The sequence below is a fragment of the Microcystis sp. MC19 genome, assembly GCF_003019735.1.
GTDB lineage: Bacteria > Cyanobacteriota > Cyanobacteriia > Cyanobacteriales > Microcystaceae > Microcystis.
In genome coordinates, this window is record NZ_CP020664.1 from 3,150,917 (window position 1) to 3,169,258 (window position 18,342).

At 41.4% G+C, this 18,342-nt stretch carries 22 protein-coding genes; 5 read left to right on the forward strand and 17 right to left on the reverse strand.

The annotated features are described in order from the left end of the window. Nucleotide 1: 1 nt before the first annotated feature. The 10 genes from B5D77_RS16065 to radA form a co-directional block, all read right to left on the reverse strand. On the reverse strand, nt 2-823 hold the full coding sequence (locus tag B5D77_RS16065; RefSeq protein ID WP_008206320.1) for an alpha-ketoglutarate-dependent dioxygenase AlkB: 822 nt from the start codon (nt 821-823) through the stop codon (nt 2-4). 39 nt (nt 824-862) lie between these two features. Beyond that, nucleotides 863-2,236: a 1-acyl-sn-glycerol-3-phosphate acyltransferase gene (locus B5D77_RS16070; protein WP_106909191.1), complete on the reverse strand. Its 1,374-nt coding sequence runs from the start codon at nt 2,234-2,236 to the stop codon at nt 863-865. A gap of 295 nt (nt 2,237-2,531) precedes the next feature. Then, on the reverse strand, nt 2,532-3,362 hold the full coding sequence (locus B5D77_RS16075) for a Uma2 family endonuclease (RefSeq protein WP_106909192.1): 831 nt from the start codon (nt 3,360-3,362) through the stop codon (nt 2,532-2,534). A gap of 185 nt (nt 3,363-3,547) precedes the next feature. Beyond that, nucleotides 3,548-4,477: a YbhN family protein gene (locus tag B5D77_RS16080; RefSeq protein ID WP_008206313.1), complete on the reverse strand. Its 930-nt coding sequence runs from the start codon at nt 4,475-4,477 to the stop codon at nt 3,548-3,550. Continuing rightward, nucleotides 4,470-4,928 carry a DUF29 domain-containing protein gene (locus B5D77_RS16085; RefSeq protein WP_106909193.1) on the reverse strand — a complete coding sequence of 153 codons (459 nt, stop codon included), beginning with the start codon at nt 4,926-4,928 and terminating at the stop codon, nt 4,470-4,472. Before B5D77_RS16085 ends, B5D77_RS16080 begins: the two co-directional genes overlap by 8 nt. 11 nt (nt 4,929-4,939) lie before the next feature. Continuing rightward, complete coding sequence (locus B5D77_RS16090; RefSeq protein WP_008206307.1) at nt 4,940-5,395, reverse strand: DUF29 domain-containing protein; 456 nt, start codon at nt 5,393-5,395, stop codon at nt 4,940-4,942. Between the two features lie 12 nt (nt 5,396-5,407). Beyond that, the gene (locus B5D77_RS16095) at nt 5,408-5,863 is read right to left on the reverse strand and encodes a DUF29 domain-containing protein (RefSeq protein ID WP_106909194.1); all 456 of its coding nucleotides are present in this window, start codon (nt 5,861-5,863) and stop codon (nt 5,408-5,410) included. Between the two features lie 12 nt (nt 5,864-5,875). Continuing rightward, nucleotides 5,876-6,331, reverse strand: a complete 456-nt coding sequence (locus tag B5D77_RS16100) for a DUF29 domain-containing protein (protein ID WP_106909195.1) — start codon at nt 6,329-6,331, stop codon at nt 5,876-5,878. A gap of 72 nt (nt 6,332-6,403) precedes the next feature. Beyond that, nucleotides 6,404-6,505, reverse strand: a complete 102-nt coding sequence (gene petL, locus B5D77_RS16105) for a cytochrome b6-f complex subunit PetL (protein ID WP_002791324.1) — start codon at nt 6,503-6,505, stop codon at nt 6,404-6,406. A gap of 45 nt (nt 6,506-6,550) precedes the next feature. Beyond that, nucleotides 6,551-8,077 (reverse strand): DNA repair protein RadA, encoded by a 1,527-nt coding sequence (gene radA, locus B5D77_RS16110; RefSeq protein WP_008206299.1) that lies wholly within the window; start codon nt 8,075-8,077, stop codon nt 6,551-6,553. 233 nt (nt 8,078-8,310) lie between these two features. Here radA and rpaB point away from each other — a divergent pair, with 233 nt between their 5' ends. The 4 genes from rpaB to B5D77_RS16130 all read left to right on the forward strand — a co-directional run bounded on the left by rpaB (nt 8,311) and on the right by B5D77_RS16130 (nt 10,878). Then, nucleotides 8,311-9,039, forward strand: coding sequence for a response regulator transcription factor RpaB (gene rpaB / locus B5D77_RS16115; protein WP_002734727.1), 729 nt, complete (start codon nt 8,311-8,313; stop codon nt 9,037-9,039). Between the two features lie 9 nt (nt 9,040-9,048). Beyond that, the gene (locus B5D77_RS16120) at nt 9,049-9,690 is read left to right on the forward strand and encodes a cofactor assembly of complex C subunit B (RefSeq protein WP_008206296.1); all 642 of its coding nucleotides are present in this window, start codon (nt 9,049-9,051) and stop codon (nt 9,688-9,690) included. A gap of 665 nt (nt 9,691-10,355) precedes the next feature. Continuing rightward, nucleotides 10,356-10,574: a DUF433 domain-containing protein gene (locus B5D77_RS16125; RefSeq protein ID WP_002746174.1), complete on the forward strand. Its 219-nt coding sequence runs from the start codon at nt 10,356-10,358 to the stop codon at nt 10,572-10,574. A 1-nt stretch (nt 10,575) separates the two neighbouring features. Beyond that, nucleotides 10,576-10,878 (forward strand): DUF5615 family PIN-like protein, encoded by a 303-nt coding sequence (locus B5D77_RS16130; RefSeq protein ID WP_106909196.1) that lies wholly within the window; start codon nt 10,576-10,578, stop codon nt 10,876-10,878. A gap of 132 nt (nt 10,879-11,010) precedes the next feature. Here B5D77_RS16130 and B5D77_RS16135 read toward each other — a convergent pair whose 3' ends face one another. Next, nucleotides 11,011-11,391 carry a hypothetical protein gene (locus B5D77_RS16135; protein WP_106909197.1) on the reverse strand — a complete coding sequence of 127 codons (381 nt, stop codon included), beginning with the start codon at nt 11,389-11,391 and terminating at the stop codon, nt 11,011-11,013. A 175-nt stretch (nt 11,392-11,566) separates the two neighbouring features. Here B5D77_RS16135 and B5D77_RS16140 point away from each other — a divergent pair, with 175 nt between their 5' ends. Next, nucleotides 11,567-12,067: a hypothetical protein gene (locus tag B5D77_RS16140; protein ID WP_106910014.1), complete on the forward strand. Its 501-nt coding sequence runs from the start codon at nt 11,567-11,569 to the stop codon at nt 12,065-12,067. A 14-nt stretch (nt 12,068-12,081) separates the two neighbouring features. Here the strand turns inward: B5D77_RS16140 and B5D77_RS27325 are convergent, their stop codons facing one another. From B5D77_RS27325 to B5D77_RS16165, 6 genes are all read right to left on the reverse strand, one after another. Further along, on the reverse strand, nt 12,082-12,264 hold the full coding sequence (locus B5D77_RS27325) for a hypothetical protein (protein ID WP_238560447.1): 183 nt from the start codon (nt 12,262-12,264) through the stop codon (nt 12,082-12,084). A 167-nt stretch (nt 12,265-12,431) separates the two neighbouring features. After that, nucleotides 12,432-13,106: a hypothetical protein gene (locus B5D77_RS16145; protein WP_254052973.1), complete on the reverse strand. Its 675-nt coding sequence runs from the start codon at nt 13,104-13,106 to the stop codon at nt 12,432-12,434. Further along, nucleotides 13,094-13,540, reverse strand: coding sequence for a DUF488 family protein (locus B5D77_RS16150; protein ID WP_008206271.1), 447 nt, complete (start codon nt 13,538-13,540; stop codon nt 13,094-13,096). Before B5D77_RS16150 ends, B5D77_RS16145 begins: the two co-directional genes overlap by 13 nt. Next, the gene (locus tag B5D77_RS16155; RefSeq protein ID WP_002794879.1) at nt 13,476-14,177 is read right to left on the reverse strand and encodes a DUF488 family protein; all 702 of its coding nucleotides are present in this window, start codon (nt 14,175-14,177) and stop codon (nt 13,476-13,478) included. The genes B5D77_RS16150 and B5D77_RS16155 overlap by 65 nt, the downstream gene beginning before the upstream one ends. A 117-nt stretch (nt 14,178-14,294) precedes the next feature. Continuing rightward, nucleotides 14,295-16,928 (reverse strand): cyanophycin synthetase, encoded by a 2,634-nt coding sequence (cphA, locus tag B5D77_RS16160; protein ID WP_008206266.1) that lies wholly within the window; start codon nt 16,926-16,928, stop codon nt 14,295-14,297. 59 nt (nt 16,929-16,987) lie between these two features. Continuing rightward, nucleotides 16,988-18,085 (reverse strand): RRXRR domain-containing protein, encoded by a 1,098-nt coding sequence (locus tag B5D77_RS16165; RefSeq protein ID WP_106909199.1) that lies wholly within the window; start codon nt 18,083-18,085, stop codon nt 16,988-16,990. Nucleotides 18,086-18,342: the final 257 nt, after the last annotated feature.

Consider the following 18,342-nt stretch of genomic DNA (forward strand, 5'->3'; position numbering starts at 1 on the left):
GTTAGATAATATCCCTAAAAGTAAGATTAATTCTCGCAGAAATATTGTGATTAGTTTTGGGTAATTGATGTAACCAGTGGTGTTGAGTTGCTCCGCGCATGATTAGCAAACTACCTGATGTTAGCTCAAGATTGATAATATCTTCCTCCTGTTTATGTTTAAGTGAAAATTTTCTTGTGCTGCCAAAACTAACCGATGCAATAACTGGATTTTTGCCTAATTCTGGTTCATCATCACTATGCCAAGCGACGCTATCTCGACCATCTCGATAAAAATTCAGAAGCACGCTATTAAATTTCGTACCTGCTAGAGTTTCCGCTCTCTCTTTAATATATAATAAGGTATCTGTCCAAGCAAGAGGATTCATATTAATTCCTGAATAAGTATAGGATTTATCTGAATCGCCATACCAAGCAGTTAATCGAGGTAGAGGTAAGGTTTGCCCCATCATTTTTATATAATCCTGTCGCCAAGCTATCTCATTTTGCAAAATATTTAGCAAATATTCACTTTGTTTATCATTGAATATTTCTTGGTAAAAAATAACTTCACCGTCTCGATTAATTAATGTTTCTCCAATGGTTGATTCTAGAGGATTAATTTTGATAAATTCTCTAATTCCTTGCTGACGATAACGCCTAAACCATTTGTATAATGTGCTATAGCTATAATCTGAAAATTGAGCAAACTGTCTAATATTATCAGACTGAGATGTTTTAAAATCAATCAATGCTTGTATCGGCTGAGTTTTTTCTGCCTCTAGCAGATAGACTTTTAAAAGAGAGATAGATTCTTTGATATGCAAAGTTTTATATTTACTCATAGATAGGATAAAAAATTAAAACATTTTGATATTAATTATCTACTGATGAATAATTAAACTTTCTAAACTGGTTTGTAAATCTTGGGTTAATTGTGCTACGGCCGAGCGTCGATCGCTTTTATAATCGCCATAGCGCTCGGATACGGAAATAGGTTTACCAATAGTTATTATCGCTTTTTGTTGACCAATTTGGGGACGGAAAAAGGGATTACCTCCTTTAATTCTTGTCACTAAATCCCAGAGTAATAAAATTGTCTCTGCGAATCTTTCTACAGTGGGTTTTTCTTTGACATAATAACCAGTTACTGACACAAAACTTTCCACAATTCTCATGTGCCACATTTTTAAATTAGCTTCATCGGCCAGGCGATCAGCTAATCCTAATTCAAGGGGAGAAATAGAATGAGTGGGTTTTAATTCTTCCCGATAAATGCGTTCCCATCCTGCTTGTTCCAAACGACGACAGCGATCGATCACATTACCATTAGAAGAAACATTGAAATACTTTTGTACGGTTTGTAGGGCCACATCTAATAAATTGGCTAAACGTTTGGCTAGAGTTTCATTTGGATCATCACCATTGGCAGGCACTACTGGCAAAGATTGATAATAGAAATCTCGATAAAAATCCTCCATTAAGGATAATAATCTTTCTCCTAACCGAAAAAGACGCTCGTATAAAACCTTTTCTTTTGGGGATGAATTCGGAATTGGTTCTAAACCGCTATCGGTTTCTAAATTAGTTAAAATTTGCTCGATCTCTTGCCACACTGGAGTTAGATAAAAATACTGAATACCAATAGGTAAAATAATTACTTCTTGCTGTTGTTTAGCCTTTCTGACATCATCCACACCCCAAAAAGCCAATTGAGAAATACCCGGCTCAATAGCACTAACAAGCTCATTATGTCCGTTAGTTGCCCCTTCTGGAGCGGCGGCTAAAGGATAATCTCCTTCTAATAATAAACGACGAGCCGAACGCAATCCGATTAAATCGGCTTTTCCCCGTTGAATTGGTGTGCCACCTAACTTAGAATATAACCATCCTACCCTTTCTCCAGCCCATAAAGGAATCCCTCGATCGTACATAAAATGAGCGTGAATCGGTGCTGGTAATTTTATTCCTAACTCTTTGGCTTTTTTGGGTACTAATTTCCACAAAAGATAGGCCATACAGTAGGGGTCGTTAATACTGGGATGACGAAAAGCAAGCAGTAAACGGACTTTTTTCTCTTGACTTTTTTGATAAAATGTGATTAAAGTTTCTAGATTGGCGGCGGAAATTTCCCTTAAATTGGTTTGAGTTTGTAACCAGAGAGGTAAAAAGATTTGACATCCCCTTAAAAGCAAGGGATTAAGGTCAGGGGGGATAAATTCGAGGGGGGGTTGCGCGCCTAAAGATAGATTAGACATATAAGTAGTCGTGCCAAATAAATTTCCTAGTTGAGACAGTTATCAGTTATCAGTTATCAGTTATCAGATTTCAGTTTTCAGTTCACTGTTTACTGTTTAAGGAAGAATAAAAGAAAACTCTGATCAATAATTACCCACTGTCCAAAAGGTAATCACAGCAGCAAACAGGTGTCGAGCTAGATTTCAAATACACTGGGATTGCAGGCTCCCTCAACCGTGAAAGGAGAAATTAACCGACTTTGAACGAGGAGGAACAGGAGCAGTTTACCTCCTCACCTAAACAAATACAGCTATACTATAGCTCTATCCCCATTTCTCGCAAACGAGCCGCCAGCTGTTGAGAACGCTGTCTCTCCGCTTCCAGAGCTTGCTGAGTAGCATTTAATTGCTCCTGTGCCGCGGCTGCTTGCTCCTGTGCCGCGGCTGCTTGCTCCTGTGCCGCGGCTGCTTGCTCCTGTGCCGCTTCTTCTGGCAAGGGGATTAAATTGCCTTCTGGGTCATAAAATCTCGCCCAAATTGCCGTTTCTCGGTCAATAGTCCCCTGCCAAGTTCCCAACCAATAGCCTAAGCTTTCGCACCATAACCAGCCGCGCTCGTTTCGTTCTAAAGAATGGTAGCGTTGGTCGGCCCCTAAATGCCATCCTTGTAAAGAATTGCCATCAAAAGGATCGTAGATGAAATAATCTGGCGTGCGGAAGGTTCCCTCATAAATGGCTTTTTTTCGGACTTTATCGGTTTTGGCGGTACTAGGAGAGGTTAATTCCACAATAACGTCGGGATAACGTCCCTCTTCTTCCCAAATTACCCAACCCTGTCGCTCTCTCTTGCCATCGACATTGAGGACGGCGAAGAAATCTGGCCCGCGAAAATCGCGATTTTTCACCTGTTCGCGGCTGAAATAAATAAACATATTGCCACCGGTGTAGAAGTCGTCTCGCTCGCCGTAACCCTGCTGTAGGGAGCGAATCAAGACATTCATGGCAATGCGGTGTCGGTTGCTTTCCAAGGGTTCACCATCATCAAAAATTAAGTCTGTGGGGGGTGGGGGTGGTTCCCAAAAGTCCTCGAAATCTTCTTCTATCGGTGCCGGAGAGGTGGCAGTTTCGTCGCTTTTGGCAATCGTCATTTTTTCGGCCTCTCTAGGTGGGAGTGTCCAGATTTTTGCTGATTATTGATCCTATGTTACATCAGAATTTAGGAGTGAGGAGATAGATTTTAGGAGTTGAGAAAATTATCTTGGCTTAACAATGATCAAAACTTTTCTTCTGGATGGGTTACATTGGGCTAACAGGCCCGACTAATATCCCTAAGCTAACCAAAAAACTTGGCTTTATCTTTAACTAATTTTGTCCCGATTCCGGCGGCAATGACTTCGGAGAGAATGCTAATTAAACGATAGATAGCAACGGTGACAAGTACGTTAGCGGCGGGAAAGTTTTCTGCGTCTAAAAGTGCGATCACTGTGGCTTCAAAAACTCCTAATCCCCCCGGCGCTCCGGGGACAACTAACCCCAATAACCAAGCAAAACTAAAGGTTCCTAAGAGGGGTAAAATCTGAGCGGGGGCAATCATTTTTAACACCATTCCAGCCAAAATAAAACCCGCACCGCGCCACAATAAAAATCCAGTTTCACCCAGGAGAGGGACGAGAGGATATTTAGTTAGATAAACAGGTTCTTGAGCAATCTTTTTCTTTTGGCTAAGGATTTTGAGAGGATAATTTAAAAATTTGGGATGAATGCCGATTAAAATTAATCCTAAAACTAATATCTGTATCCCTAGACTTGAGCTAGATTTCATCCAACCTAAACCACTACCAATTACTGCTATGGCTAAGGCCGCACATACCAGTAATAAAAGTTCTAATAAAACGCTTAAACTAGCTGTTCCCCAATCACTTCCTGCTTTATTAATTGCCACGATGCGAGCATAAAAATGACCGATATTACCGGGTAGATATTTTCCTAAATTGGTAATCATATAGATGCCAATTCCTGCGGAGGTTTTAATCGGTTGTTGATAGCTTTTGAGTATCCATGTCCACACCCATCCTGCCCAAATTTGAGCAATAACCGTGGTTACAAGTGCCAAGAAAAGAAATAACCAGCCATGATTTTCAATTCTAACTGAGGTGACGTTATCCCAGTTATTTTTAAGGTTACTGAGAACGAAAAATAAGGTTCCCCCAATAATTAGCCAACGTAGAAACTTTTTCAGCATTTCGTTTTTTCCTTTATTCATTTTCTGGAGGCAACCAATCGAGAGCGAGCAGATTTTCTAAACTGTAGGGACATTCTCCAGGAAAACTAACTTGATTATCGGTTTTTTCTCTAACATAATTTAAGGCTTTCTGGTAAATACGAGGTAATTCTTGACTGAGATAATTACGGAGATTATTAGTTAAATAAGTATCGATCTGGTTTTTGAAATTGACAATTTCTGAGCGCCAATGAGAACGATTATATGTTCTTTCATCTTGCCAAAATTGTAGCAGTAAAAAATGTCTAATAATTTGCTCTAACAAACTAGCAACACGAAACTTTTTTTCGTTTTCCAAATCTTCTAACTCCTCGATTAAATTGTCTAAATCTAAAGCGTCAAAATTTTTAGCCTTGAGCAGCTCTATAGTTTCTTCTAACCAGAGAGAATCATCAATTTCGCAGAGAGTTTTTAAGTCGGGAATAACAGTCATTATCATCTCCTTTATTCGTATGGTGGTAGCCAATTGGGATCGAGAAGTTCTTCTAAACTGTAGGGACAAGTATCGGGGAAAGTAACTTTATTCTTTGTCTTTTTCCGCACAAAGAAAACTGCATCTTCATAAATGTTAGTTAATTCATTTTGTAAATAATTACGGAGATTAGTGGTTAAGCGTCTTTTTAGCTGAATTTGAAAGTTGACTATTTCTAACTCCCAGTGATCCTGATTATATGCTCTTTCCTTTGTCCAAAACTGTAGGAGTAAAAAATGTCTAATAATTTGCTCTAATAAACTAGCAACACGAAACTTTTTTTCGTTTCCCAAATCTTCTAACTCCTCGATTAAATTTTCTAAGTCTAAAGCGTCAAATTTTTTAGCCTTGAGCAGTTCTATAGTTTCTTCTAACCAGAGAGAATCATCAATTTCGTAGAGAGTTTTTAAGTCGGGAATAACAGTCATTGTTAATCTCCTTTATTCGTAAGGTGGTAGCCAATTAGGATCGAGAAGTTCTTCTAAACTGTAGGGACAAATATCAGGAAAGTTGACTTTATTATCAGTTTTTTTACGAACGTATTGCAGGGACTCAAAGTAAATTTGCTCAAATTCCTGTTCTAGATATTTGCGAAGATTTGTGGTTAAATAGCGCTTTAACTGATATTGAAAACTTATTATCTCTGCTTGCCAATGAGCCTGATTATATTCTCTTTCCCTTGTCCAAAATTGTAATAATAAACAATGTCTGATAATTTGCTGTAAAAAACTAGCAACACGAAACTTTTTCTCGTTTCCCAAGTCTTCTAACTCCTCGATCAAGTTTTCTAAATCTAAAGCGTCAAATTTTTTCGCCTTGAGCAGTTCAATGGTTTCTTCTAACCAGAGGGAATCATCAATTTTGTAGAGAGTTTTTAAGTCGGGAATAACAGTCATTTTTTATCTCCTTTATTCGTAAGGTGGTAGCCAATTAGGATCGAGAATTTCTTCTAAACTGTAGGGACAAGTATTGGGAAAGTTGACTTGATTGTTGGTCTTTTTTCTCACATAACGGAGTGCCTTCTGATAAATATTATCAAATTCTTGTTCTAAATATTTCCGTAAACTTGCCGTTAGGTAGGTATTTAATTGATCTTGAAAATTTACCAGTTCTGCTTGCCAATGACTTTGATTATATTCTCTTTCCCTTGGCCAAAATTGTAATAATAAACAATGTCTAATAATTTGCTGTAAAAAACTAGCAACACGAAACTTTTTTTCGTTACCCAAATCTTCTAACTCCTCGATTAAATTCTCTAAATCTAAAGCGTCAAATTTTTTCGCTTTCAAGAGTTCGATGGTTTCTTCTAACCAGAGAGAATCATCAATTTCGTAGAGAGTTTTAAAGTCGGGAATAACAGTCATTTTTTATCTCCCCTACAATAGGCAATAGTGACCGGTTAAATCGATCACTAGAGCTTTTTTACTGTTTATATACTAGATAATTTTAGCGGCGCGCAGACCGAAAAAGAGACCGAGGGCAATTCCGGTAAAAACGATCAGATAACCCGCTAAAGCAGCAACAGCTAACACAGACATGGTGAAAATCTCCCAAGTAATTTAATCTTTTTTAGCATTGTACCGTTATTCTTGCCCTTCCCCTTCCTCGTCTTCCGGATCTTCCCCAAAGCGCTGCTGGGGGGGAATTGCGGCGACAATTGCCTCGATTACCTTGCCGACTGGAACAATTTCTAAGCCCACATCTTCGGGATAAACTTGACCTCTGGGGACAATCGCCCGTTTAAAGCCCAATTTCGCCGCTTCTTTTAATCTTAGTTCCATTTGCGACACTAAGCGGACTTGTCCGCCTAATCCCACTTCCCCGATTAAAACTGTGCGCGGATCCACGACTCGATCGCGAAAACTGGCGACAACAGCGATCGCAACTCCCAGATCCGCCGCCGGTTCTTCCACTCCCAACCCTCCTGCGGAGGCAACATAGGCATCTAATTTCGATAAAGGAATGCCGACGCGCTTTTCTAAAACGGCGAGAATTTGCTGTAATCGGTTGTATTCTATGCCAGTAGTCGATCTTCGCGGGGAAGCATAGCTGGTAGGGCTAACCAATGCCTGTAACTCCACCACAATCGGGCGTGTACCTTCACAGGCTACCACCGTCGCCGTACCCGGGGAAAATTCGTCGCGATTGCCTAAAAACAATTCTGAGGGGTTTTCCACTTCCACCAAACCGTGATCCACCATCTCGAAAATACCGATCTCATGGGTTGCCCCAAAACGGTTTTTCACGGATCTTAAGAGACGATGGGAGGCATAGCGATCGCCTTCAAAATATAACACTGTATCGACCAAATGTTCCAAAACTCGCGGACCAGCGATCGCCCCTTCTTTGGTAACATGACCGACAATTAATAAAGTAATATTCTCCCGTTTTGCCACCTGCATCAAGGCGGAGGTACATTCGCGAACTTGGGCGACGGATCCCGGCGCGGAAGTTAAGGCCCCAAAATAAAGAGTTTGAATACTGTCAATTACCGCCACTTGTGGGCGTAGAGATTCTAATTCTCGCAAAATTTCCTCTAAATCGGTTTCTGGCAAAACGTAGAGATGATTATCGAGTTCTGCGGTTGATTCGGAGGCTTTTTTCTCCTTGCCATTGCCGTTATTTTCCGACTCCACGGCAACCACTCCCACCCCCAAACGGGCAGCCCGCAGTTTAATCTGTTGTCCCGATTCCTCGGCGGAAACGTAGAGGATGCGCGGTAATCTTTGGGCGAGTTGGTTGGTAACTTGCAGTAAAAGCGTCGATTTGCCGATACCCGGATCGCCGCCAATTAGTACAAGAGAACCGGGGACAATGCCACCACCGAGAACGCGATCAAATTCCCCGTACCCAGAGGGAAAACGTTCCTGTTCATACTGGGTAATTTCCGAGAAGCGCACCGAGATGCGCGGCTGCGGGTTGCGTTGTCCTTTGCCGTTATTTGGGCGACTATTTTGCCATCCTGGGCGATTTACCGCCTGATTATTGCCACCAGCTACCACTTGTTCTTCTAAAGTCCCGTAGGTGTCACAACTGGGGCATTTTCCCAACCATTGGGGAGATTCCGCCCCACAAGCACTACAGATATATATTGTTCGCGATTTCGCCATGTTTTTTAAGAAAAGTTAAAGAAAAGCGGTTTGAGGATCAATTCTCTTGTCAAATTTAGTTAAGTATGATATGGGGGGAGGGGGACAATAAAGTTATTGATAATTGCCATAAAAGAAATAAAATAGGAAATTCAGGCTTAATGATAACGGCCAAAGGATATTCTATAAACAGGAACGCTCGTTATTTAACTTTAAAATTCATCACACTATTTAACTAAGGAGTGTTAATTCAGTTGGAGAACCAGAAGGAAAAAATTCTCGTTGTTGATGATGAAGCCAGCATCCGTCGTATCTTAGAGACTCGTTTGTCGATGATTGGTTATGAAGTCGTCACCGCCGCCGACGGCGAGGAAGCTTTAGAAACCTTCCGCACTGCCGAACCCGATTTAGTGGTTTTGGATGTGATGATGCCGAAATTAGACGGTTACGGTGTCTGTCAGGAACTCCGCAAAGAATCGGATATTCCTATCATTATGTTAACCGCTTTGGGGGATGTGGCCGATCGAATTACCGGACTAGAATTGGGTGCCGATGACTATGTGGTTAAACCCTTTTCTCCCAAAGAACTCGAGGCGCGGATTCGTTCGGTGTTGCGTCGGGTAGAGAAAAATGGCGCTCCAGGGATTCCTAGTTCCGGTGTGATTCATATCGGTTCAATTAAAATCGATACCAATAAACGCCAAGTTTATAAGGGGGATGAACGCATCCGTCTGACTGGTATGGAATTTAGTTTACTGGAATTATTGGTTAGTCGATCGGGAGAAGCTTTTTCCCGCTCGGAAATCCTTCAGGAAGTTTGGGGTTATACCCCCGAACGTCATGTGGATACGCGGGTGGTAGATGTGCATATTTCCCGTTTACGAGCCAAATTAGAGGATGATCCCAGCAATCCTGAGTTAATTCTCACCGCTAGAGGTACAGGCTATCTTTTCCAGCGGATTTTAGAACTAGACGAGGAATAGTTCTCAGCTATGGCACCAGCTGATCCCAATCGTATTTTAAGACTGTTACCCCTGTTCGCCGGCATCGTCGGGGGTACGGTATTAATGTTTAATCGTTTTGCCACTGCCGATTTAACCCCATCGCAAGCGCGTTCCGATGTGATGGGAGTGATTTTGAGTGGGGTTTTAATTTTGGTGGGTTTAATCTGGCAAAGAGTTCAACCTCGCTTACCGGATGCTGTGGAATTAATCGGGCGCGAAGGCCTGGAATTTGCCCCAGATTTGCCAGAACCGGTTAAAATTGAGCTTGCTTGGGCCTCCCATTTACTTTTAACTAACACCGTGACAAAATCTCTGATCGTTTATTATCGGGGAGAAGTTTTATTACGTCGCGGTATCTTAAGCCAGAATTCTGAAGTTAAAGTTAGTAATATTATCAAAAGAGTTTTAGAAACTGGTAAAGCCGTTTATTTAGTTAATTTAAATTTATATCCCGCTAAAATCGAGTTTGACTATTTGCCAGAAAACACCCAAGGCTTAATCTGTCAACCCATCGGTAAGGAAGGGGTGTTAATTTTGGCGGCAAATGCACCGCGCAGTTACACTAAACAAGATGAAATTTGGATCGAGGGAATTGCTGATAAACTAGCCGACACTTTCAGTCAGTTTTAGACGATTTCAGTAAGATTTAAGAATTTGGTTAAGATGAGAGTAAACAGTTAGCGATCGACCTGTAGCTACAGCAGTTATCTCAATGGTGAGATAGCTATACTTTGCCGGCGGCGATCGAAGCTTTTAAAAATCGTTAACTGATAGTTAGGGGTCGAGAAGGTCATCACCCCCATCCCCTCCCATAAAGAACCTACCCGTGCATAGTTTTCGGACTTTATTGAAATTAGGTGATAGAGTTGTCTAAGTTGGGCTTCCGTCGGTTGCATTTAGTCATTATCGGCTTGATTTTAGATTATTGTTCATTTTTAGCATCATTAACTGAAAGTCACTTCCCTAACCTATTTAGGGTTTGCTGAATAAAGGTGAAATGTAGGCAAGGTAAGGGTTTTGTGGCTTTTCTCGCGAAACAGGTGCAAGATTTTGAGAGAATCGTGCTTCAAAACCTTGCGTCTTCATCGGCCCGCGTCCTGTAGGGGCGAAGCATTCGGATAAAAAATCTACGGTTTCACCGATAGGTTATTGCCCGAATGCTTCGCCCGTACTTTGTCAGCAAACCCTATTTAGCATCAGTTTAACCCATTTTTCAAGAATCTAGGCTAGAATATGAAGACAAGACGCATTGCTCTGGGTTAATCTACTCTGTAGAAGCTAAGAAGGTAATCAAAATGGCTAAATATTCGCCTCTTATCCATGTATCTCCTGAAACTATGAGTGGTGTTCCTGTTTTTTCAGGTACTAGAGTTCCGATACAAACACTTTTTGATTATCTTAAAGCAGGAGAATCAATTGATGATTTTTTAGAGGGTTTTCCGACGGTAACAAGAGAACGAGTTATTAGCTTACTTGCAGAATTTGAAAAAGAGCTTATTGATAGGGTAGCGTGAAATGAGGCTTTTTTTAGATGAATGTATTGACCGAAGATTAATGAGGGAGTTTACAGGTTATAATATCAAAACTGTTCCACAAATGGGATGGACTGGGATCAAGAATGGTCAACTGTTAGGTTTAGCTTCACAAGAATTTGATATTTTTATTACAGTGGATAAGAATTTGCCGTTTGAGCAAAATTTACCGCAGTTTAATCTAGCTATTATTATTTTACAATCACAATCAAATCGTTTGGTCCCTAAAGTTTTAGAAGTTTTGGCAACAGTAACAAAAGGAACAGCAACAGTAGTAAGTTTATAACAACCTATTTAAAATGAATTTAAGCCATTTTTCAAGAGTCTGGGCTAAGATATTAAGGCAATGCTGCATTACACTGCGTTAATGCAGCCTACAAAATTGGTGATCGCACTCGATGAGATGATAAAATATCAATTATTGAAGAACAAAGCTATCTCCTCCATTAAATAGATAATATTTGATACCAGTTGCGTCATCTGTGACAGTAATACTATTAGGATTACATTTGCTCATTCCCGATGGACCACTACCACCACCAAAATTGAAAAAAGGAGCCATCGCTATACATTTTCCAGCTGACACAGGAACATAACAATAATCACCGCTAACTGAAGCACCAGATATATTAGGTTCAACTCTTTGTCTTTCATTAAAAAACATAGGTCCTGTTTTACACTGATACTGACGACGAGATTGGCTAATTAAAATATCATTACTCATATTGTTTGCTTGTATGGGAGCAGAATTAATTAATCCCACACCAATGAACATACAGAGGATTTTAATGGCTCTCATAGTGAGTAGTTACTGCAAAAACAACCATAATAAGCAGAATCCTAACTAATAAGTTTAAACATTGTCAAGACGGAAAAAAACGGATATTGTCGGAAGTTTTGTTAACTATGTTTACAAATATCGGAAAATAACGGATAATGACGGTATTGTGTCTCCAAATCTTAACATTACTCCCATGGATACCCAAGAAGTCTTCTCACTTATTGATAATCTGGTTTTTGACCACACGGGAAAGCATCTCGATACATTGCAATTAGGGATTTTAAAGAACGTTTTTGATGGTCAGAAATATGCAAAAATAGCAGAAAAATATAATTGTTCTGAAGGTCATGCCAGAGATAAAGCCTATGAACTTTGGCGCATTCTTTCGGAAGTGTTAGGGGAAGAATTAAATAAATCAACTGTTCGATCAGCAATTGAAAGGTTAATTGTCAGCAATAGTATTAATAATTTGGGTAATAAATCTGTAAAAATTGATCAGGTTACTTTTTGTCATAACCCTTCTAATAATCGAGAAATAGAAAATTATCATATTTATAAAACTGAAAACAATGTTATTAAAGCAAAACTAGAAACTGTTCCCAAACTAATAGGATTAGGATTAACGATCGAACAAATTGCTCAGGCTCTTGATTTAGATATACAATTAATTTTAGATAGTCTCAAATCAGAGTAACTTTGATAACTTTATCAAGATATGGATGTCAAGCTGCTTTGATCCACAATTGACAAGGATAGGGAAATGGGGTTCTTTTGGATTTGGTGGGTAAAATGTATTCTAAGATACAGTCTTGCGGGCGAGGGAGTGGAAGGAACCACAGAGACACAGAGGACACAAAGATCGATCGCTACTATATAAGTTAAACTTATCACACAAAGTTGAGAAGAGCCTTATTTTCGCTTGATCGCTCCAGCATTTATGCTAAATTTACCTCGCCCACTTCAGTCTGTTCAACTCAACTGTTCATAGCTCTGAAAATTTCACGAACAGAGATTTTTTCGAGCCAACAACCTATAAAAAAGTTGTCTAGCCGTAATTCCTATAATTCAATCACAGCTGCTATTAATTTCCAGCAGGGAGCTTCTCCTTCCCAATTTGCCGAAGAGATCCAAGGCAGACTAAGACTGACGGTAACAAAACAGTTTTGCTGAGGTTGATAGCCTGTATTTAATTTCTCGACAAATACGGGATCAGTTATCTTTGCTTCTGTCAAACTGTTACCATTCGCTGTTGTAATTGTGCCACGCCACTCAAAATTTCCTTTTGAATTTTCTTTTTGATATACTCTAAAACTCTGCACTTGAATCAACTGGAGAGTATAACGTTGATTGAAATTAAGGTTTTTCAAATAAGAAGGATTAACATATTTAATTGAATTGTGCAGTATTTTTGTTGGGGTTCTACAATACTTTCCCAAATTATTGATATTGAATCTACCTACACATTTCCACTCACCGGGTAAAACGGAAAGATTTTCCGATTCAAACCCAAAATCATTGCCAGTATCAGCAAGGGGAATTTCGAGAATATCTAAAACTTTTGGTTCTTTACCAGAAATTAGTCTAACTGCTCGTGGAACCCTGCCATCTTCTGGATAAAGAGAATCACACACAGGACGAACCCAATTTCCTGAACCAATATCAATTCCAGCGATACAGCGTTCATTTAATTTCCATGAATTAGCAAGACAGACAATTTTTTTCAGAGATGACATATATTGACATTCCCCCATTTATCCTTTAAATATTCCGCCACTAAACGACGGTGACAATTATGAGGTTTTGCCTCACTACAGAGTAAACAAGCGTTATTAATTACATCTGGAGAAACTTTTGTTTCAATCCTCCGGCTACTAATAAGTTGTCTAAATTTTTGTTCGTATATTGTCCAATCAACTTTTTTCTTTTTATATTCATCAAGAATATCTTGAGTTGGAGCTAAGTCTAAAACATGAACATAGTCAATGCCACCGATGACTTTTAAAAAATATTCCAGGTCAGCTTTTTTACTAAATCCTGCTAACTGGGAAACATTATTTAAACGAGTATCTATAACTCTCTTAACACCAGCTTTTTGTAAGTCATCAAAGAACTTCTGTGCAGTCTTTTGAGTAAAGCCGATTGTAAAGAGATTGATTGTCCTGTTCATCATAATTACCACTTGTTTCTATATAAGCAATTGCATCACCCTGAAGCTTATAAGCTTTCTCCAAACATTCTGCTTTTGTGAGAATATTGCTATTTGGCTCGACAAATAAAGAAAGCTGAATTTCTTTTTGACTACTTGCTGAAAAATCTGTCAAACTATGTTTAAACAGCATTCTTTCTTCCAGATGGTCATGAGATTCCAAGTCACCATTTTTGAGAATATGATAAATATCTAAATCGCAATGACGTAGATGTTGACAAACCAGAATCGCTCTATGACATTCAATCGGGTCTTTCTCCGCACACATAAGGGCAATTCGATGTTTTTTCACTCCCTGTAAAATTCGTTCAATTCCATGATTAAAAGCTGATGTTTTCGCAATTTTTTCGTATAAAGCCTTACCATTGACATAACATTCTTCGCTGCTCGGTCTGGCTCCTAATTCCTTGCCCAAAAACACATAGTAAATGCCTTCACTTTTTAAAGCATTTGACAATATTGACTGATTAAAATGCTTGAGAAATCGGCTATAAGGATGAGAACGAACATCAGCAAGGGCAGTTATATTATGCTTCTTAAGTAGAAGCATAAATGAGGCAATTTCATGATTAGAGTGACCGATGGTGAATAACTGCATCAATATTATTATTCCTTCGATGAAAGCCTACAATAATCATTGTAGATCAACGATTGCCTAGAGAGGGGAACAGGCCATCGGGCCAGAAATGACTCTATAGGCAGAATATCCCAACTTCTAACCCTGGTTATCGGTCAGGGGTCGATGTTTCTCGATCAAATCGATCGCCTGGGTGACACTTTCCGGGAAAATTACCACTAAACCACCCTCGGAAACCGTGCTTAAAGCCTTCTCTAAAGCTTCCGTTTCATCGAGAATAACTTCTGGACGCAAACTGGCATTTTCTTGGCTAATTCCCCGGAGAATTAAATCGGCCACTTCTCCCCGGCGGCGACCGCGAGTATCGTTATCTTCCTTAACAATAATCCGATCGAACATAAGCGCCGATAATTTCCCTAATAAAATTAAATCATCATCGCGTCGATCGCCAGGTCCGCCGACCACGCCGACTTTTTCCCCGGACCAATTGCCGACAAAACCGCCGACGGCTTCGTATCCGGCTGGATTATGGGCATAATCGATTAAAGCGTGATGGTGTCCCAAGTCAAACAGGTTCATCCTGCCGGGGGTCTGGGCGACGGAAGGTTTAAAAGTCCGCACCCCTTGGCGAATTAACTCGATATCGATCCCCTGCACAAAAGTGGCTAAACAGGCGGCCAGGGCGTTAGCAATCATAAAAGGAGCCATTCCCTGCATAGTCACGGGAATATTAACCGCTTCCTCGATTCTCAGCGTCCATTCTCCCTCTAGAATCGACAGATAGCCATTCTCATAGATGGCGGCCATGCCACCGCGACGGATATGGTCGTGAATAATCGGGTTATCGGGACTCATGGAAAAATAAGCCACTCTTCCCTTGACTTTTTCGGCCATACTAGCGGTCAAGGGGTCATCGGCATTTAAAACCGCGTAACCCTCGGCGCTAACCACCTCGGCCACAACGCTCTTTACCTTCGCCATTTGTTCGATGGTGTCGATATCACCGATACCCAAATGGTCGGCGGCCACATTTAACACCACTCCCACATCGCACTGATTAAAGGCTAAACCCGATCGCAGGATACCACCCCGGGCCGTTTCTAATACAGCAATCTCTACTGTGGGATCCTTCAAAATCATACTGGCACTGTAGGGACCGGTGTTATCGCCCTTTTCTACCAGATAATCATCGATATATACGCCGTCCGTCGTGGTAAATCCGACTACTTTCCCCGTTTGTCGGCAAATATGAGAAATTAAGCGGCTAGTGGTGGTTTTGCCGTTAGTTCCCGTAATTGCCAGAATCGGCACGCGGCTGGGAGTCCCAGGGGGGAATAACATATCGATAACCGGGGCGGCGATATTGCGGGGTAAACCGCGACTAGGGGCGACGTGCATCCGAAAACCGGGGGCAGCGTTGACTTCTACGATCACCCCATCTACTTCTCGCAGGGGTTTGCGGATATCCTCTGTCACCACATCGATCCCGGCAATGTCTAAACCGATTAATTTTGCCACTCTTTGGGCGATCCAGACGTTTTCGGGGTGAATTTCGTCGGTACGATCCACGGCGATGCCGCCGGTGCTTAAATTAGCCGTGGCCCGCAGATAGGCGATCTCTCCGTGGGCTAAAATGCTGGTTAATTCATAGCCCTGTTTCCCTAGCACATTAAGGGCGGTTTTGTCAATAGTTATTTTAGTTAAAACGTTGGCGTGACCCTCGCCCCGGTTGGGATCCCGATTAGTAATCTCGATTAATTCTTCTATAGTTGAGCGCCCATCACCGACGACGTGAGCGGGGATCCGTTCGGACACGGCGGCGACTTTGCCATTTATGACTAAAATTCGGTGATCACTGCCTTTATAGTATCTTTCTACGATCACGCTGCGGGTTTTTGAGGCGGCACTGGCCAGATCATAGGCTTCCTCTGCTTCCTGTTGATTTTTCACATCGATGCTGATGCCCCGGCCGTGGTTGCCATCGAGGGGTTTAATCACGATGGGAAACCCTCCCACTTCCTCGATTGCCTCGGGCAACTCATCCAAGTATTGAATCACCGTACCCCGGGGGACGGGAATGCCGGCATCCTTGAGGATAGTTTTCGTGCCTTCCTTGTCACAGGCCAACTCAACGGCTAAAATCCCCGAAAAACTGCTTAAAGTGGCTTGAATGCGCTTTTGGTGAACACCATAGCCCAATTGCACCATGGAACGAGCGCTCAGGAGTAACCAAGGGATATTTCTAGCCTGTGCTTCTTTAACGATGGTTTCGGTACTCGGACCGAGGGAGGCATTATTGCATAAATCGCGTAAATCGGCTAAATCTTGGGCCAATTCTTCCTTAGAATAGGTTCCCGTGTCGACAATCGATTGACACAAACGCACGGCAGCCCGACCCGCATAACGTCCCGCTTGCTCGTCAACGTACTCAAAGACGACGTTATAGACTCCTGGGGTGGAGGTGCTTCTAGTGCGACCAAAACCGACGGGAGTTCCTGCCAATTCCTGCAATTCTAGGGCGATGTGTTCGATAATGTGGCCCATATAGGTCCCGGTGCGGACTCGTTCAAAGAAACCGCCGCGATAACCGGGGGAGCAGTAATGTTCGACTAAACTGGGGAGAACGTCGATTAATCCCTCGTAAAAGCCAGGAATTTCATTCGATGGCTTTTCTGCGAGATCTTCGAGATCTAGACGCATAACAATGAGCTTGTCGCGACGAATACTCCAGTAGTTGGGACCGCGCAGGGTTTGGGTTCTGAGAATTTTCATCGAAAAAATGGGTCTGAAACCCCGCCCTTTAGCGATAGCGGAGGGCGGCTTTATACAAGTTAGTGAGAAACAATTAAACCGTTAGAACGACGAATTAACTGAATCTTGCTAACAGCTATCTGTCCCAATCGTTGACCATTGGTATCGCTTACAGATAGCTGTTTTTCGGTATCTCCACTGACATAACCAATTCCTTTGGGAGAAGAAACTAAATCTCCTTTACGGAACCCATGTCTTGTAATAGAGCCACCATATTTACGTCGTTTACCACCCTTAGAAAAAACCATCAGGTGAAGTTGACGACGACTAATAGGAGGACGTTTGATGACAGCAAAGGGAGCGTTTGTTACTTTAACATAACCCTTCCAATCATATCCATGTCCATTAGAAGTATGGAATGGCAAATAATCTAAAAATTGAAAACAGGCAAGAGCAATTCCATCGTTAGCATGACTTTCTGGTGATTGTTCTGCTTTATTTTTAGACTTTTCTAGTCGCAAATGTTTTCTGAGATTAGAGGTTTGCCAACCAAAGCGAGTATGGACTGTTGCCAATTGAGACAGTTGCTCAATAGCCCATTTTTGTCCAACCATAACCGGCGAGAAACCTTTTCCAGACTTAGCTCCTTTTCTACCGGAAGTTAGATCAATATCGGCTTTGATGTACTCAAAATAAATATCGGTAATTGGATAGATTTTGGTTAGTTCGGAAACGACTCGAAGTTCAAGTTGACGATTAGCTCTGATTGAGGGAGCTAATTTTCCTTGTCTTCTATTTGAGAATCGTTTTTGTCGATGCGCTCTTAGATTAAAAGGAAGTTGGCGGTTAATCCGTCTTTTTCTACGTCCTTTTCGCATTAACCGTCTATTGTCCAGGCGCTCTCTTACTCGCTTAAAAGGAAGTTCTAAGTGAGCCTTCCAAAGAGTAAAAAGGGAGGATTGAACGCCAATTCCAGAGAATAATTTACCCCGGTCAATACCAATAGCAATCGGTTGGGTTTTGTTATCGGAAGGTTCATCGGTTAGCTGGACATAGAAAATATCTAAGTCGTTGAATTTACCGATAGCTTTTCCTTCTTTAATCCACCGCCTGGCCCGACTGGGTTTAGTGGGCATCAACGGTTTTCCGTCTTTTGAGATAACAGGAACTCTTGCCATGGAGATAATCCTTAAGAGTGAAGTTAATGTCCCTTTCCGCAACACAATCAAGATGTCTTGTCTAACAACGCTTTACCAATAGAGCTTAGAGGAAATCCGAACTAGGGAAGTATTCGGAAGTCTGGGCCAGATTGTGTCTCGATGCGGTAGTCTCTACTTGCGTCGCCTAAATTGGTCTAGGCAAGCCCCGTCCCTTTTAGGGCGGGGTTAGTGACGATATAGCTGATGTTCGCTGTTGAGAAGCACAAAGAAGCCGT

Excerpts from the sequence above, each read along its gene's own strand:
- B5D77_RS16065 (WP_008206320.1), bottom strand. The coding sequence starts at position 823 with ATGAGTAAATATAAAACTTTGCATATCAAAGAATCTATCTCTCTTTTA.
- B5D77_RS16070 (WP_106909191.1), bottom strand. The coding sequence starts at position 2,236 with ATGTCTAATCTATCTTTAGGCGCGCAACCCCCCCTCGAATTTATCCCC.
- B5D77_RS16075 (WP_106909192.1), bottom strand. The coding sequence starts at position 3,362 with ATGACGATTGCCAAAAGCGACGAAACTGCCACCTCTCCGGCACCGATA.
- B5D77_RS16080 (WP_008206313.1), bottom strand. The coding sequence starts at position 4,477 with ATGAATAAAGGAAAAAACGAAATGCTGAAAAAGTTTCTACGTTGGCTA.
- B5D77_RS16085 (WP_106909193.1), bottom strand. The coding sequence starts at position 4,928 with ATGACTGTTATTCCCGACTTAAAAACTCTCTGCGAAATTGATGATTCT.
- B5D77_RS16090 (WP_008206307.1), bottom strand. The coding sequence starts at position 5,395 with ATGACTGTTATTCCCGACTTAAAAACTCTCTACGAAATTGATGATTCT.
- B5D77_RS16095 (WP_106909194.1), bottom strand. The coding sequence starts at position 5,863 with ATGACTGTTATTCCCGACTTAAAAACTCTCTACAAAATTGATGATTCC.
- B5D77_RS16100 (WP_106909195.1), bottom strand. The coding sequence starts at position 6,331 with ATGACTGTTATTCCCGACTTTAAAACTCTCTACGAAATTGATGATTCT.
- petL (WP_002791324.1), bottom strand. The coding sequence starts at position 6,505 with ATGTCTGTGTTAGCTGTTGCTGCTTTAGCGGGTTATCTGATCGTTTTT.
- radA (WP_008206299.1), bottom strand. The coding sequence starts at position 8,077 with ATGGCGAAATCGCGAACAATATATATCTGTAGTGCTTGTGGGGCGGAA.
- B5D77_RS16120 (WP_008206296.1), top strand. The coding sequence starts at position 9,049 with ATGGCACCAGCTGATCCCAATCGTATTTTAAGACTGTTACCCCTGTTC.
- B5D77_RS16125 (WP_002746174.1), top strand. The coding sequence starts at position 10,356 with ATGGCTAAATATTCGCCTCTTATCCATGTATCTCCTGAAACTATGAGT.
- B5D77_RS16130 (WP_106909196.1), top strand. The coding sequence starts at position 10,576 with ATGAGGCTTTTTTTAGATGAATGTATTGACCGAAGATTAATGAGGGAG.
- B5D77_RS16135 (WP_106909197.1), bottom strand. The coding sequence starts at position 11,391 with ATGAGAGCCATTAAAATCCTCTGTATGTTCATTGGTGTGGGATTAATT.
- B5D77_RS16140 (WP_106910014.1), top strand. The coding sequence starts at position 11,567 with ATGGATACCCAAGAAGTCTTCTCACTTATTGATAATCTGGTTTTTGAC.
- B5D77_RS16145 (WP_254052973.1), bottom strand. The coding sequence starts at position 13,106 with ATGTCATCTCTGAAAAAAATTGTCTGTCTTGCTAATTCATGGAAATTA.
- B5D77_RS16150 (WP_008206271.1), bottom strand. The coding sequence starts at position 13,540 with ATGAACAGGACAATCAATCTCTTTACAATCGGCTTTACTCAAAAGACT.
- B5D77_RS16155 (WP_002794879.1), bottom strand. The coding sequence starts at position 14,177 with ATGCAGTTATTCACCATCGGTCACTCTAATCATGAAATTGCCTCATTT.
- cphA (WP_008206266.1), bottom strand. The coding sequence starts at position 16,928 with ATGAAAATTCTCAGAACCCAAACCCTGCGCGGTCCCAACTACTGGAGT.
- B5D77_RS16165 (WP_106909199.1), bottom strand. The coding sequence starts at position 18,085 with ATGGCAAGAGTTCCTGTTATCTCAAAAGACGGAAAACCGTTGATGCCC.